General features: G+C 68.3%; 10 protein-coding genes. 6 read left to right on the top strand and 4 right to left on the bottom strand.

Annotated elements, in window-relative coordinates:
* Positions 1 to 1,830, bottom strand: a 1,830-nt coding sequence (locus tag HR086_RS06900) for a patatin-like phospholipase family protein (protein WP_174465172.1), incomplete at its 3' end; no start/stop codon positions are given.
* 297 nt (positions 1,831 to 2,127) lie between these two features.
* Between HR086_RS06900 and HR086_RS06905 the strand changes: the two genes are divergently transcribed.
* Together HR086_RS06905 and HR086_RS06910 are read left to right on the top strand one after the other, a co-directional pair.
* The gene (locus tag HR086_RS06905) at positions 2,128 to 2,481 is read left to right on the top strand and encodes a hypothetical protein (protein ID WP_141642337.1); all 354 of its coding nucleotides are present in this window, start codon (positions 2,128 to 2,130) and stop codon (positions 2,479 to 2,481) included.
* Between the two features lie 68 nt (positions 2,482 to 2,549).
* Complete coding sequence (locus HR086_RS06910) at positions 2,550 to 4,757, top strand: ankyrin repeat domain-containing protein (RefSeq protein WP_174465173.1); 2,208 nt, start codon at positions 2,550 to 2,552, stop codon at positions 4,755 to 4,757.
* A 12-nt stretch (positions 4,758 to 4,769) separates the two neighbouring features.
* On the opposite strand, the gene HR086_RS49530 is transcribed toward HR086_RS06910, so the two are convergent.
* The 3 genes from HR086_RS49530 to HR086_RS06925 all read right to left on the bottom strand — a co-directional run bounded on the left by HR086_RS49530 (position 4,770) and on the right by HR086_RS06925 (position 7,991).
* Entirely contained in the window at positions 4,770 to 5,963 is a 1,194-nt protein-coding gene (locus tag HR086_RS49530; RefSeq protein WP_373564265.1) for a sensor histidine kinase, read from the bottom strand.
* 638 nt (positions 5,964 to 6,601) lie between these two features.
* On the bottom strand, positions 6,602 to 7,276 hold the full coding sequence (locus HR086_RS06920) for a response regulator transcription factor (protein ID WP_174465174.1): 675 nt from the start codon (positions 7,274 to 7,276) through the stop codon (positions 6,602 to 6,604).
* 112 nt (positions 7,277 to 7,388) lie between these two features.
* Positions 7,389 to 7,991, bottom strand: a complete 603-nt coding sequence (locus tag HR086_RS06925; RefSeq protein ID WP_174455455.1) for a sigma-70 family RNA polymerase sigma factor — start codon at positions 7,989 to 7,991, stop codon at positions 7,389 to 7,391.
* Between the two features lie 220 nt (positions 7,992 to 8,211).
* On the opposite strand from HR086_RS06925, the gene HR086_RS06930 reads away from it, so the two are divergent.
* From HR086_RS06930 to glgB, 4 genes are read left to right on the top strand one after another with little or no spacing between them, the layout of a single operon-like run.
* Complete coding sequence (locus HR086_RS06930) at positions 8,212 to 10,206, top strand: alpha-1,4-glucan--maltose-1-phosphate maltosyltransferase (protein WP_174465175.1); 1,995 nt, start codon at positions 8,212 to 8,214, stop codon at positions 10,204 to 10,206.
* Positions 10,207 to 10,221: 15 nt separating this feature from the next.
* Positions 10,222 to 11,880, top strand: coding sequence for a maltose alpha-D-glucosyltransferase (gene treS / locus HR086_RS06935; RefSeq protein WP_174455453.1), 1,659 nt, complete (start codon positions 10,222 to 10,224; stop codon positions 11,878 to 11,880).
* Positions 11,877 to 13,211, top strand: coding sequence for a phosphotransferase (locus HR086_RS06940; protein WP_141642331.1), 1,335 nt, complete (start codon positions 11,877 to 11,879; stop codon positions 13,209 to 13,211). Before treS ends, HR086_RS06940 begins: the two co-directional genes overlap by 4 nt.
* Positions 13,208 to 15,412, top strand: coding sequence for a 1,4-alpha-glucan branching protein GlgB (gene glgB / locus HR086_RS06945; protein WP_174465176.1), 2,205 nt, complete (start codon positions 13,208 to 13,210; stop codon positions 15,410 to 15,412). The genes HR086_RS06940 and glgB overlap by 4 nt, the downstream gene beginning before the upstream one ends.
* The last annotated feature ends 557 nt before the right edge of the window (positions 15,413 to 15,969 follow it).

The raw sequence follows: 15,969 nt of genomic DNA on the forward strand, positions 1-15,969 counted from the left end.
CGTCAGGACTCCGGCCCCCACCACGGGCCCCTGGGCGTTCATCCCCGCGTGGAGCTGGCAGTGCAGCCGCGTCGAGCCCTTCCACGCGTCCCCGCCCCGTCGATCATCGACGACCTTCGTCCCCTCCAGGAAGTAGTCGCGCCCTTGATGCGGGAAGCGCAGCCCATACGTCATCACCCTCGAACTGGGAGCGTCCGAGGGGCGGAAGATGTTGAAGCTTCCTCGTCGCACCGGCAGGTCCTCGCCGAACGGCGCGAAGCTCAACCGCGCCACCAGTCGCGCCGAGCACTTCACATCACTGACAAAGGCATCCAGGTCACCGACGCTGATGGTGCAGTGGATGGTCATCGGCTGGGCGCCTGGATGCAGGGCCCCTTGCGTGGGGTCGGTGACGCCCATCGAGAAGAGGCCGGTGAGGGACTCCACGAAGGTGAGGTCGGGTGAGGGCTCCGTGGTCCGGGTCATCTCCGGCGTGAGCGGCAGCCCCTGCTCACCGCATACGTCGAGGTAGCGCCACGTGTCCGAATAGCCCATGTCGATGAGGGCCGCCGCCGTGGCGCGCCCCGCGTAGAGGTCCGGGTCGAGCGCGAGCGGACGCTCGGGCTTGATGAGGTGGACGGCGATGGGACGCTGGTGGCCGGGCACGACCTCCCCTGCGTCGATGCGCTCGTTGAGGTCCTGGATGACGCGAAGCTGCGCGAACAGCGCGCCGTTGGTGCTCATCTCCACCAGGTAGGCGTATTGCTCGTAGAGGCCATCGTCGTAGACGGGCGTGTTGCCCAGGCACCACAGCACCCAGAGTTCGTTCGCGCCCCGGCGGATGGCATCGAGCAGGTGCGTGTCCTGAGTCCACAAGGCATCCGTGTAGAGCGTGCCGTCCCGCTCCACCGGTGGCATGAGGATGGGGGGAGAGATGGCCGCCAGCAGCAGCTCCCGGTCCAGGTCCCGATGCGGAATGGCCACGTCCGTCTTCCGCTCGAAGTCGCAGACATGGAAGGTGCCTTCCACGAGGGAGCTGGCGCGGATGGCTCCAAGGTCGATTCCCAGATGGGGGAAGACTCGACGGAGCACCTTCTCCGGGTCTCCGAGCGGCTCGACATGAAGCACGTCCAGCGTCTTCCTTGGCACCGCATGGGCGAGGAAGTCCTCCACGGACAGCGTCCTCCACCGCGCGCACGCCTCCCCGGGCGACGCTCCGGACAACAGCATCGCCAGATTGAGGGACCCCGCCGACGTCGCATCCGCGAAATGAAAACCCAGGTCCGCGTCCTCCAGCGCTCGAATCGCCCCCGCCTGCCATGCCGCGCGCAGTCCCCCGCCAATCAGGATGAGCGCGCGCTTCCGGGGACCTGGCGTGTCCACGAAGCCCGCGCCAGTGGCCGTCGAGGACGTCTCGCCCCTGTCCTGGGTGGAGAAGCGTGGGTCCTCCTCCGAGGAGGAAGCGACCTGCTCCGCCCGTGCCTCGGCCACGCCGTCGGGTGACGACGATTCGAGAGCGCGTTCCTCGGGCCGCATTCCGTCCTCGCGCCGCCACCTCCAGGGCGCCTTCCGGGTCGACATCTCCCAGGCGCCGCGCTCCGTGAGGAGGAGGTAGCCGAACACGAGCACGCCACCGACCAGACACACGAGCGCGAGGACGAGCAGCATCGACAGCCGCCTTCCCACCAGCACGCTCAGGTACAGCTCCGCGGCCACCGCGATGAGGATGGCGGAGAGGATGGCGAGTGCTCGGCGCCATGCCGGCCCCTGCATGCGCCACTGACGGTCTCGCTTTTCGGGCGACCGGATGGGCGATGGCGAGCGCGGTGGATTGGACGGTTCGACTGGCATGACGCGGGCCCCCTCGTCTCGACTCGACCAGGGGCCTCACGCTCGTGACGGACTGAACGCGAGACCCGCCCCCTCCGGCGGCACGGCGTCAGCCAGGGGAACCTACGGAAAACGTGGGCCGGCGCGGGGAGACGCGCAACCCGCGCATGGGTTGCGATGGCCAGCGATGGGACTTCCGACCGGGCACCGATGCACCCGCGAAGCGCCACCTCGGCCACTCGGGTGATGTGCCCCGGCTCGCGCCTTCGTGAAACACTGTTCGCTTGGAGTGCCCACCCAGGCTCCCGAGGAGAAGCGATGTCACCACAGCCGAGCGCCCCCTGGACGTCCTATGACGGCGGCACGTCCCTGGGCTGGATGGGCACCCAGGGCGGCACCATCGCTCGGGATGAGGACCAGGAGGGCCAGCTGCGCCTCACGTACGAAGTGGACGACTCCCGCTCCTTCCACGCCATCACCTGCTCCGTCACGGGGTGGCTCCTCCACCACCGGTTCTTCGACAACGCCGAGCAGGCCATGGAGGCCTTCGAGGCCATGAAGCCCGCGATGGAAGACCTTCGCGCCCAGCTCCGGGAAGGAGGGCCGGGCTCACCCGAGGAGGCTCGACGTGGAGGGCCCGTGCTCGCGGCGTTCCTCGCGCGCTTCTCCTGAGGCCGTTTCCACCGCGACATTTCCGACGGGGAAGCGTTGAGAAGGACGACTGCCCTGGAGCGCCCCCCATGTCACCCAAGAAGAAGCTGTCGAAGCCAGACGCCGCGCTGCTCTCCGCCGTCAAGAAGTCGAACGCCAAGGCGGTGGCCAGGCACCTGGCGGATGGGGCCGACCCCAACGTGAGCGACGACGAGGGTTATCCCGTGCTCCATACGGCGTGCGCAGAGGGAAACCTCGACGTCGCCCGGCTCCTGCTGGACGCGGGCGCGGATGTGAAGGGGCTGGATTCGGACTCCGCCACGCCCCTCGGCTTCGCCACCGCTCAAACAGGTGACGACGCCGTGGAGCTGGTGAAGCTGCTGATCGCCAGGGGCTCCGACGTCAACCACCAGTGGAAGGACGAGGCCCGCTCCACGGTGCTCACCGACCTGCTCAACCAGGAGACCAACGAGGAGCCCTCCGCGGAGGTCCTGAAGACGCTGCTGCGCGCGGGCGCGAACCCGAATATTACCAACGGTCGTGGCGAGACGCCGCTGATGTTGTCCGTCGACTACAAGGAACAACCCGAGCTGTTCGAGCTGCTGCTGGAGCACGGCGCCCAGGTGAACGCGGTCGACTCCAACGGCAGGTCGGTGCTGATGCAGGCCGTCCGCTACGGGAACGTCCCGGTGGCCGAGCGGCTCATCTCCAAGGGCGTCGACGTCAACGTCAGGACGACGGATAGCGATGGCAACACGGCGCTGACGATGGCGCTCGATCTGGATGAGATCTTCGGAGATCCATCCCTGGTGGTGCTGGGCGCGCTGCTCCGCGCGGGAGCGAAGCCGAACCAGCCCAACGCGCGCGGCTGGTACGCCCTCCATTATGCGGCCAGCCTCGAGGACGTGAAGTTCACCACGCTGCTGCTCGAAGCGGGAGCGGACCCGAAGGCCGCGAACGCGGGGGGCTACTACCCCATCGATACCGCGAACGGCCGGGGGAATACGCGGGTGGAGAAGCGCCTGCTCGCCGCGGGAAGCCCCACGCTGGAGCAGGCGGCTTCGCTTCGCGCGGAGAGCGTCTGGAAGCGCATTGGCGCGTGGGCCGCCAGACGCAACCCGACCTACGCCGAGCAACTCGCGAGTACGCGCCCCTCGACCGAGGCACGCGTCGTTGCCCTGGAGAAGGCGCTTGGGACCCCGCTGCCCCTGGACTTCCGCGCGTTCCTCCTCCGCTTCGGAGGCGGTGCACCGGCGGGAACGCCCGGCCTGTCCGTCTCCGAGTACGAAGTGCTTCCCGTCGACCAGATTCTGAGCACCTGGAAGGGGCTTCGGAAGCTGGTGGAGAAAGGCACCTTCAAGAAGGCCGAGCCCCATGAACTGTCCAAGTCCCAGAAGGACGTGAAGTGGACCTGGTGGCACCCCGGCTGGGTGCCTTTCGCGCAGGACGGTGGGGGCAACCTCAAGTGCGTGGACCTGGACCCCGGCCCGGAAGGAAAGCGTGGACAGGTCATCGGCTGGGAGATTCGCGGCGGCCCCCTGAGCCCCTATGCCCCGTCCATGGACGCATTCTTCGAGCACTACCTGGAGGGACTCGAGACCGGACGCATCGAACTGTACGGCGACGAGGAGCCGGACGAGCCCGAGGCCAGCGCGACCTCTGCTGCTCCCGTGACGGCTCCCGAGCCGCCAAGGGAGGGCACCGCCGCCGAGCGCGTGGAGGCGCTCTCGAACCAACTGGGAGCCTGGTACGAGGAGCACCACGCGCCCTATGCACAGCGCTTCGCCCGCACGAAATCCGCGTCCCAGCAGCAGGTGGACGCGCTGGACAAGAGCGTGGGGGCGGAGCTGCCCGCGGGCCTCCAGGCGTTCCTGCTCCGCTTCGGCGGGGGCGCACCGGACAAGAAGCAGGGCCTGTCCTTCTTCACGTATCAGGTGCTGAGCGTGAAGGAGATCACCGACCTCTGGACACAGTTGGAGACCCACCGTGAGAGCGGAGCGTTCGCGAAGTCCAAGCCCTTGGATCTCACCAAGGGCCAGAAGGAGCTCACCCGGACGTGGTGGAGCGCGGGTTGGATTCCGTTCGCGAAGAACGACCACGGCGAGGCGCTCTGCGTGGACCTCACCCCGGGCCCGGCCGGTCGGCGCGGACAGGTGCTGCGCTGGTCCGAATACGCGGGGCCCCTCGATGAGGCGAAGGCACCCTCGCTGGAGGATTACTTCGCCGACTACCTGAAGCGGCTCCGCGACAAGCGCTGGTACGTCCGCAGCGACAGTGACGACCTGCTCAGCTCCTGACGCCGCGTCCCCTCAGGCGTGCGGAGCGCGCGGCGCCGAGTCCTTGTCAGGAGCCAGCATCTCCCCCGAGAAGCACACCTCGAGCCCGCCATACTCGGACGGGTTCAACGTCAGGGCCCAGCCGTGGACCTGCGCGACGTGGTGGGCGATGTGCAGGCCCAGCCCCTGTCCTTCCGGGGCCCGGGTGCGCGCGACGTTTCCTCGGACGCCTCGCTCGAGGATTCGCGCTCGCTCCTCTTCGGAGATGCCGGGCCCGTCGTCGATGACGCGGAGCACGAAGCGTCCCTCACGGGTGCTCTCCAGCACGACGGCCACGTGCCCCTCCTCGCGGCCGTAGCGCACGCCGTTGCCCACGACGTTGCTGATGGCCTGCTCGATGAGCGTCACGTCGCCGAGCACTCGAACGGGCGTCGCGGGGACACCGCTCTCCAGGGAGATGCGCTGTTGCCGGGCGATGGGCTGATGGCGACCGAGGACTCGAGCAATCACGTCGTTGAGGTCCACGGGCGCGCGCTGGACGTGCGGCGCGCCAGCCTCCAATCGCGTCGCCGCGGTGAGGTTGTGGACCAGCGAGGCCATGTAGTGCGCCTCGCTCATGGCGGAGGACACCTCGGCCGCGTTCACGGGCTCGCCTCGGGAGAGGCGCTGCTGCATCGCGGACAGGTTGCCCTGGAGCACGGTGAGCGGCGTCATCACGTCATGGGTCGTGTTGGCGAGGAAGTCCCGCAGGCCTTGCTCGCGTGCTTCCTGTTGCGCCATCCGCGCCTGGATTTCCGCGCGAGCCTCCTGGAAGGCCCGGGCGAGGTCGGCGATCTCATCATGGCCGCGCACGGACACGGGCTGCTCGTAGCCGCTGCGCGCGGACGCACGCACGTCCTCGGTGAGCATGCGGATGCGGCGCACCACCGGGCCCAGGGCCAGCACCACCGCCGCGACGACAATGGACACAAGCAGGCTCCAGTCCTTGAGCGGTGGGAGGAAGAACGGCGAAGGCCCCGGAGGCTCCACACGACGGGCGAGGACGAAGGCGCACGGACCTTCGTCCCAGGACATGCGCACCAGCAGGTCGAGGACCCGCCGCCCATCCAGCTCCGAGCGCCAGGCGACCGTCGCCCCTTCGAGCGCGTCCTCACGGACCTCCGCTGTCAGCGCGGGCGCCCGAGGGTTCCGGGAAGTGAGCTGAGCGTCATAGGGAAAATAGAGCACCCGAGGAGGGGCCCGCCCTTCCCTTCCAGGCGGTGGTGGCCCATCGAAGGCGTCGCTTCCTCCCGGACGAGGCGGTGGTCCATCGAAGGCGTCGCTTCCTCCTGGACGAGGCGGTGGTCCATCGAAGGCTTCGCTTCCTCCCAGACGAGGCGGTGATCCCTCGAAGGCGTCGCTGCCGCTTGGACGCGGCGGTCGGCCTGGGGGCCTTGTCGGGGGAGGCTCCTCGTCGAGTGGACGTGCCTCGTCGAGCCCCGTGGCTCTCGGCACCGGCTCCCCACGAGACGGGAGTGCCTCATCCCTCCCTGATGCACCCGGCGATTCCCCGCGCGGTGGCAGCGCATCATCGTTCCCAGCCCTCCTCGGAGGCGGTGGTGGTCGTCCGTCGTCAACTCCACCTCGAGGCCCCAGGCCATCCGGCGGCGGACGCCCGGGCGGCGCGGGTCGCTCGAACGGGCGAGGTCGCCACGTCTCGGGCGAGGCCTCGCAGCGAGTGCGCTCCACCTGCATCTGCGCCAGCGTGGAGGCTTCGAGCACTTCCTCCTGCGAGCGTTCCCGGAGCGATTGCTGGAAGTACGCCATCGCCACCACGACAGGCAGCACCGCCGCCATCGCCGTGAGCGCCAGGCGCAAGCGGAGCTTCACGAACCGTCTCCCGCGACCAGTCGATAACCCACGCCCCACACCGTCTCCACACACTGCGCCGGCGCCAGCTTTCGCCGCAGCCGCGAGACGTGCACGTCCAGCGTCCGCTCCGTCCCCTCGCGCTCCGGATCCAACACGTGCTCGACCAGCCACTGCCGCGTCACCGCCTCGCGAGGCCTGCGGGCCAGCGCCGCGAGCACCTCGAACTCCACCCGCGTCAGCTCCACCACCCGCCCTTCCACGCGGACCTCCCGCGCCTGGAAGTCGACGCGCAACAGCCCCAACTCCAGCACCGCGTCCGCCTTCTGGAGCACCGGCCGGCGCAGCCGCGCGCGCACCCGCTCGATGAGCTCCTCCGGCCAGAAGGGCTTCGTCAGGTAGTCATCCGCGCCCAGCTTCAGCGCACGCACCTTGTCCAGCGTGTCGTTGCGCGCGCTCAGGATGAGCACCGGCACCTCCGAGAAGCCCCGGAGCGCCTTGAGCATGTCCAGGCCGTACGTCCCCGGCAGCATCAGGTCCAGCACCACCAGGCCCACGTCGGGAAGCTCCCCGGGCAGCAGCGCGCGGCCTTCCGTCCACCACAGCGGCTCGAAGCCCGCGCCCCTCAACTGCTCGACAATCTGCGCGCCGAGCCGAGCGTCGTCCTCCACCAGCAGGATTCGCTCCCCCATGTCCCGCTCGCCTCCTCCCACCCGGTCACCACGGTGCCGTCATGAATGGATGAATGAACGCCCACGGTATACCGAGGACCTTAAGACTCCCTTAACGGGAGCCGGCCGCGCCTCAGTCCGCCGGGCCGCGCTCGTCCCGGAGCAGGTCCGCGAGCTTCTCCAGCGCCAGCCGCGCCCGGGTCTTCACCGTGCCCAGGGGGTCTCCGGTGCGCTCGGAGATCTCCCGCTGCGACAGGCCCTCGAAGTAGGCCAGCTCCACCACTTCGCGCTGCTCGGGAGGCAGCGTCATCATCGCCCTGCGCACCCGCACGCGGTCCTGGCCCTGGGACGTCGCGTCGTCCGGAGCGGGAGGCGTCGCGCTCATCGGAGGCGGCTCGTGGGCGGAGCCCTCGGCGACTCGGGCGGCGGTGCCCATGGAGCGCAGCCGGTCGATGGCGCGCGTGCGAGCAATGGTCGCCACCCAGGTCTCCAGCCCGCCGCGGTCCGGGTCGAAGTCACGGGCGCGACGCCAGACCTCGAGGAAGGCCTCCTGGAGCACCTCCTCCGCGTCCGCTCGGGAAGGCAACAGCCGCAGCATCACCGCGAAGGCCCGGGCTCCGCAGCGCGCGTAGACCTCCCGCATGGCCACGCCGCTGCCCAGGGCGACCTGCTGGAGCAGGGCCCTGTCGGCGGCGGGGTCGCTCGCCCGCTGAGCGGAGGGTGGAGGAAGCGCCATGTCTTTCCCGGATACCGCAACCCGAGGTGCGGATCCCAGCTTCAAGTATGGGCAGCCGGGCAGTCAGCCCCTTTGAAGCCAACGGGTGGGCGTCCCCAGACCCCGTCCCTAACGTTCACGAGCCAACGCGGCCGACGCGCCAGTCGTCCTTCATCAACGCACCCCGCGACACGCCGCCCAGCTTCACCCCACCTCAGACCTATAAGGGCCGCGAGCCGATATGAAAGATCGAATCGGGAGCGTGTTCATCGAGGGAGTCAAGCCCCAGCTCGACGGCGGCCGCCACGCCGTCAAGCGTGTCGCCGGGGAGAGCCTCACCGTCCGCGCCGACATCTTCAAGGAGGGCCATGACGTCCTCGTCGCCGTCGTCCGCTGGCGACAGGCCTCTCCCCAGGAACAGCAGACCGACTGGCGCGAAGTGCCCATGCGCCCGCTCGGCAACGACGCCTGGGAGGCGGAGTTCCCCCTGGCTCGCAATGGCCGCTACCAGTACACGATTGAAGCCTGGCCGGATCTCTTCCGGACCTGGACGTCGGAGCTGAAGCGCAAGGTCGATGCGGGCCGGGACGTGCGCAGCGAGCTGTTGGAGGGCGCGGCCCTGCTGGAAGGCGCGGCGGCCCGAGCGCGCCCGGTGGACGCGGCCGACGCGCGGGTGCTCACCGAGGCCGCGGTGCGGATGCGTCAGCCCCCGACACCGGACCTGGTGGCCGTGGCGCTGGCGCCGGAGCTGGCCACGGTGGCGTCCACGTATCCCGACCGCGCGCTGGCGCGGCGGCACGAGCCGGAGCTGGAGGTGTTCGCGGACCGGCTCAAGGCGCGCTTCGGGGCCTGGTACGAGTTCTTCCCGCGCTCGGCGAAGCGCGATGGGCGCACGCATGGGACGTTCCAGGATTCAGAGGCCTGGCTGCCGTACATCCAGGGCCTGGGCTTCGACGTCATCTACCTGCCGCCCATCCACCCCATTGGCCGCACCGCGCGCAAGGGGAAGAACAACAGCCTCAAGGCGGGCCCGGAGGACGTAGGCAGTCCGTGGGCCATCGGCGCAGCCGAGGGGGGCCACAAGGCGGTGCACCCGAGCCTGGGCACGCTGGCGGACTTCCGTCACTTCGTGCAGGCCGCGCAGTCGTACGGCATCGAGGTGGCGTTGGACCTCGCGTACCAGTGCTCTCCGGACCACCCTTATGTGAAGGAGCATCCGGAGTGGTTCCAGCGCCGTCCGGACGGCACCATCAAGACGGCGGAGAACCCGCCCAAGCGCTACGAGGACATCGTCAACTTCGACTGGATGGGCCCCGCGCGCGAGTCGCTGTGGACGGAGCTGGAGTCCGTCGTACTGCACTGGGTGCAGCAGGGCGTGCGGACCTTCCGCGTGGACAATCCGCACACCAAGCCCATCCAGTTCTGGGAGTGGCTCATCCGCCGCGTGCAGGAGCGCCACCCCGATGTGCTCTTCCTCTCCGAGGCCTTCACCCGGCCCAAGGTGATGAAGGCCCTGGCCAAGGTGGGCTTCACCCAGTCGTACACGTACTTCACGTGGCGCAACTTCAAGGGCGAGCTCCAGGAGTACCTGGAGGAGATCACCCAGCCGCCCGTATCCGACTACTTCCGCGGCAACCTCTGGCCCAACACGCCGGACATCTTGCCGGAGCTGTTGCAGAACGCGGGGCCCGGTGCGTTCCGGTTGCGCGCGGCGCTTGCCGCGACGCTCTCCTCGGTCTACGGGATGTATTGCGGCTTCGAGCTGTGCGAGGGCCGCCCGCTGCCTGGCAAGGAGGAGTACCTGGACTCGGAGAAGTACCAGCTCGTCGCGTGGGACGCGGACCGGCCGGGCAACATCCGGGACTGGATTGCGCGGCTCAACAACGCGCGCCTGACGCAGCCCGCGCTGCACACCTACGACAGCTTGCGCTTCTTCGAGTCCGACAACGAGCGGGTCCTCTTCTACGGAAAGCGCACCCCGGACGGCACCAGCACCGTGCTGGTCGCGGTGAGTCTGGATCCGTACGCGCCGCAGGAGGCGCTGTTGCGACTTCCGCTGGAATGGCTTGGCGCGAACGCGGACGAGACCTATCAGGTGCACGAGCTGATGACGGATCAGCGCTCCCTGTGGCAAGGCTCGGACGTGCAGGTGCGCCTGACGCCCGAACAGCCCGCGGCCGTCTGGGCCGTCTACCGCTTCCGCCGTACCGAGCACGCGTTCGACTACTACGAGTGACAACCCGAGAGGCGTATGGACCTGGATCCCCTCTGGTACAAGAAGGCCCTCATCTACGAGCTGCACCTCCGAGCATTCCACGACTCCAACGGCGACGGGCATGGCGACATCCCGGGCCTCATCGAGAAGCTCCCGTACCTCCAGGACCTGGGCATCGACTGCCTGTGGATCCTCCCCCACTACCCTTCTCCGCTGCGCGATGACGGCTACGACATCGCGGACTACTACGGCGTCCACCCGGACTACGGCACGCTCGCCGACTTCCAGCGGATGGTGGAGGAGGCGCACAAGCGCGGCATCCGCATCATCACCGAGCTGGTGGTCAACCACACCAGCGACCAGCACCCCTGGTTCCAGGAGGCGCGCAGCGACCCGAAGAGCCCCAAGCGCGACTGGTACGTCTGGAGCGACACGGATGAGAAGTACAAGGGCGCGCGCATCATCTTCACGGACACCGAGCGCTCCAACTGGACGTGGGATCCGGTGGCCAAGCAGTACTTCTGGCACCGCTTCTTCAGCCACCAGCCGGACCTGAACTACGACAATCCTCAGGTGCAGGAAGCGATGCTGGACGCGATGCGCTTCTGGCTCAACATGGGCGTGGACGGCTTCCGCTGCGACGCGGTGCCCTACCTGTTCGAGCGCGAGGGCACCAACTGCGAGAACCTTCCGGAGACGCACGCCTTCCTCAAGCGCCTGCGGAAGACCATCGACGCCGAGTACCCCGGGAAGATGCTGCTCGCGGAGGCCAACCAGTGGCCCGCCGACGTGCGCGTCTATTTCGGCGACGGCGACGAGTTCAACATGGGCTTCCACTTCCCGGTGATGCCGCGCCTGTTCATGGCCATCCGCCGCGAGGACCGCACGCCCATCGTCGAAATCATGCAGCAGACGCCGGACATCCCGGAGTCGTGTCAGTGGGCCCTCTTCCTGCGCAACCACGACGAGCTGACGCTGGAGATGGTGACGGACGAGGACCGGGACTACATGTACCGGGAGTACGCCACGGACCCTCGGATGCGCATCAACCTGGGCATCCGCCGCAGGCTCGCGCCGCTGATGGACAACGGGCGCCGGCGCATCGAGCTGATGCACAGCCTGCTGTTCACCCTGCCCGGCACGCCGGTCCTCTACTACGGCGACGAGATTGGCATGGGGGACAACATCTACCTGGGCGACCGCAACGGCGTGCGCACGCCCATGCAGTGGACGGGAGACCGCAACGCGGGCTTCAGCCGGGCGGACTACGCGCGCCTGTACGCGCCCGTCATCGCGGACCCCGTCTATGGCTACCAGTCCATCAACGTGGAGGCGCAGGAGCGGGTGAAGTCCAGCCTCCTGCACTGGGTGAAGCGGATGATTCGCATCCGCCAGCGCTACCCCGTGTTCTCCCTGGGGACGCTGCGCTTCTTGCCCATGGAGAACCGCAAGGTGATGGCCTTCGTGCGGGAGTGGGAAGGCCAGACGGTGCTGGTGGTGTGCAACCTGTCACGCTTCGCGCAGCCCGCCGTGATGGACCTGCGTGACTGGGAAGGCAAGGTGCCCGTGGAGATGATTGGCGAAACGCCCTTCCCGCGGATCAGCGACCTGCCCTACCAGCTGTCGATGGGCCCCTACATGTTCTTGTGGTTTCGGCTGGACCAGCCGCTGCCGGGAGGAGGAAGCCGCGCATGACGACCTTGGACCTGACGAAGCTGCCGGAGTACCTCAAGAGCCAGCGGTGGTTCGCCGGCAAGGCCTGGCCCATCAAGCAGGTCAGCGTGGTGGACCACGCGAACCTGGACGCCACGCCGTGCAGTCTGTCGCTCGCCGTGGTGGAGGTCGTCTACGAGCTGGGCCAACCCGAGCGCTACCTCCTGCCGGTGAAACCCTCGGCGGAGGGCGTCAAGGACGCGCTGGAGGACGATGGCTGTCTGCGCGCCCTGTTCGACCTCATCCGCGACGGCGCCCAGCTCCCCTCCGCGTCGGGCCGCGTGGTGGGAGAATGGATTGGAGGGCCGGAGGGCCTGCTGGGCCTCCCCTCCCCGCTCTCGGTGCGCCGGCTGATGGTCGAGCAGAGCAACACCTCCATCGTGCTGGGTGAGAAGGTCATCGTGAAGGTCATCCGCAAGCTGGAGGCGGGGGTGAACCCGGAGCACGAGGTCGGGCGCTTCCTCGCCACGCGGACGACGTTCCGGGCCACGCCCGCGCTGCTGGGGGCGCTGCGATTGGAGGGCGCCGCCAGCGCCACGCTCGCGCTGGCACATCGCTTCGTCCCCGACGCGGTGGATGGGTGGAAGTACACGCTGGACCGGCTGCGCCAGGAGCGCCCCCTGGGCGAGCGCTTTCTCAGCGAGATGGAGGAGCTGGGCGGGCGACTGGGAGACCTGCACCAGGCCTTCGGCTCCGCGCCCATGGACGACGCGGCCTTCGCTCCGGAGCCGTTACTTCAGGAGGACCTGCAGCGCTGGAGCGCGTCCATCGTCGGAGAGCTGGGCGTGACGCTGGCCGAGGCCGGCCGGCTGCACCCGGACCTGGAGGGGCGCCGCGAGGGCCTCATCGAATACGCGAGGCGGCTGGCCCACGTGGCGCCCTCCGGACAGAAGATTCGCATCCACGGGGATTTGCACCTGGGTCAGGTGCTGCGGGCCAACGAGCAGTGGCTCATCTTCGACTTCGAGGGGGAGCCGGCGCGCAGCTTCACGTCGCGGCGCGAGAAGTACAGCCCGCTGCGGGACGTGGCGGGGATGCTCCGCTCGTTCGACTACGCGGAGGCCACGGTGGCGCTGGAGGGAGGCGCGCCGCGAGGACGCGTGGGCCCCAGCCGGGAGGCGTTCCTGGAGGGTTATCGCAAGGCAACCCAGGGAGCGACCTTCCTGCCCACGGACACGGCGGCATTCGAGACGATGTTGCGCGCGTTCGAGCTGGAGAAGCTCCTGTACGAAGTGAGGTATGAGATGCAGAACCGGCCTGACTGGGTGCGCATCCCCGTCGAGGCCCTCTTGAGGATGGAGGAGGCCCAGTGAGGAAGCCGGCGGACAAGGCACAGGTCGACGCGGAGCTTCGGCGCGTGGTGGAGCTGCGGCACCCGGAGCCCCACTCCGTGCTGGGCATCCACCCGGACGGTGACGGCGTGGTGATTCGCGCCTTCCGCCCGGACGCCGTGGCCATCCACGTCCTCCCGGAGTTCGGAGGCCGTGTCCCGATGACGCATCGTCAGGACGGCGTCTTCGAGGCTCGCGTCAACGGACGCGACAAGACCTTCGGCTATCTGCTGGAGGTGGAGTACCCCGGCAAGCGCGTCTTCACCCTGCGGGACTCGTACAGCTTCCTTCCCACGCTGGGGGAGATGGACCTGTACTACGCGGGTGAGGGGCGCCACGAGCGGCTCTGGGAGCGCATGGGCGCGCACCTCATCCACCACAATGGCACGCGCGGCGTGTCCTTCGCGGTGTGGGCGCCCACGGCGGCGGGCGTCTCCGTCGTCGGTGACTTCAACAGCTGGGATGGACGGCTGCACTCGATGCGGCGCATGGGCGCGTCGGGCATCTGGGAGCTGTTCGTTCCGGAGGTCGGAGAAGGCGCGCGCTACAAGTTCGAGATTCGCCCCGGCCAGGGTGGGCCGCGCGTGCTGAAGTCGGACCCGTTCGCCTTTCGCGCCGAGGTGCCTCCGGCCACCGCGTCCGTGGTGCATGACCTGGGACGGTACGGGTGGGGAGATGGCGCGTGGTTGGAGTCGCGCACCCAGAAGTCCGACGTCGCGCACCAGCCGTGGAGCGTCTACGAGGTCCACCTGGGCAGCTGGCGCCGGGTGGTGGAGGACGGGGACCGCCCCATGACGTACCGGGAGCTGGCGCCCGCGCTGGCCGAGTACGTCAAGCACATGGGCTTCACGCACGTGGAGCTGCTGCCCATGTCGGAGCATCCCTACGGTGGCTCATGGGGCTACCAGGTCAGTGGCTACTACGCGCCCACCGCGCGCTTCGGCCACCCCGACGACTTCCGCTTCATGGTGGACCACCTGCACCAGGAGGGCATCGGCGTCATCGTCGACTGGGTGCCCGGCCACTTCCCCCGGGACGCGCACGCGTTGGGCGAGTTCGACGGCACGGCGCTGTACGAGCACGCGGATCCGCGCAAGGGCGCGCAGCCGGACTGGGGCACGCTGGTCTTCAACTTCGGCCGCAACGAGGTGCGCAACTTCCTCATCGCCAACGCGCTGTTCTGGATTGAGGAGTACCACATCGATGGTCTGCGCGTGGACGCGGTGGCGTCGATGCTCTACCTCGACTACAGCCGCAAGCAGGGCGAATGGATCCCCAACCGCTGGGGCGGGCGGGAGAACGAAGAGGCCATCCAGTTCCTGCGCGAGCTCAACGACACCGTGCGCCGCAAGCACCCGGGCGTCGTGGTCATCGCCGAGGAGTCCACCGCGTGGCCCAAGGTCTCCTCCCCCGTCAGCGAGGGCGGACTGGGCTTCCACTTCAAGTGGAACATGGGGTGGATGCACGACACGCTGTCGTACTTCTCCAAGGACCCCATCTACCGGCAGTACCACCACAACCAGCTGACGTTCGGCCTGCTGTACGCCTTCAGCGAGCACTTCATGTTGCCGCTGAGCCATGACGAGGTGGTGCACGGCAAGGGCAGCCTGTACGGGCGCATGCCGGGAGACCCGTGGCAGAAGCGCGCCAACCTGCGCTCGCTGTTCGCGTGGATGTGGGCGCACCCGGGCAAGAAGCTGCTCTTCATGGGCGGCGAGTTCGGCCAGCCGGCCGAGTGGAACCACGACAAGAGCCTGGACTGGCACCTGACGCAGGACCCGGGGCACCAGGGCATCCAGCGCCTCGTCGCGAGGCTGAACCGCATCTACAAGGAGCTGCCGGCGCTGTACGACGCGGACAGCGAGCCCGTGGGCTTCCAGTGGCTCCAGCCGGACTCCGCGTCGTCGAACGTGCTGGCCTTCGTCCGCCGCTCGCGACAGCCCGGCCGTCACGTGGTGTGCGTGGCCAACCTGTCCCCCACCGTGCGCGAGAAATACCGCGTCGGCTTCCCTCTCCAGGCCAACTACGTCGAGGTGCTCAACTCCGACGCGGGCGAGTACGGCGGCTCCAACACGGGCAACATGGGGCAGCTCCACACGGAGGCCACGGGCTGGGATGGACAGCCGGCTTCCGCATTGCTCACCCTCCCTCCGCTGTCTGTCTTGTGGTTCACGCCGGGATAAAGACAGACATCCAATTGCAAACAAGACAATCACAGACACGCGCACTGCGTCTGGGATTGACTTCTTGTTTCATGGCGTCGAGCGTGGCGGCCCTGGGAAATCCCTGAACATCCAGGCATGTAGGCACAGCCATTCGACCGAGCCCTCGCTTGGGCGTGAAAGGCCTGAGCAGTGGGGCGAAAACCACTGATCATCAGAGCATGTAGGCACGAGAATTTTCGTGCCGCCGATCACGACGTGATCGGCTGGCTTCGGCTTGCGGAGGAACTTCGGACCCACTGTTCATATGTTCAGGTCCCCGCAAGCTCCCGATTTCACGCCAAGGAGACCTCAACTCCTGATGACTCCTCGACAATCCGGGTGGAGCCAGGGGCTGGAAACCACTGTCCTCGTGTTCATGTAGGCATGGGTCTTGAGATCGGAGCGTGATCTGAGCGGCGAGGCCCGGCGCCCGGTCCCCCTCCAGGCCACCCGAGCCAGGGTAGGCGCCATGACGCGGCCATGCATTGCGGACCCGCTTGGTCGCCCCCAGCGTATGGGACGACACCCCAGCGAGA

It is taken from the genome of Myxococcus sp. CA039A, assembly GCF_013336645.1.
Lineage (GTDB): Bacteria > Myxococcota > Myxococcia > Myxococcales > Myxococcaceae > Myxococcus > Myxococcus llanfairpwllgwyngyllgogerychwyrndrobwllllantysiliogogogochensis.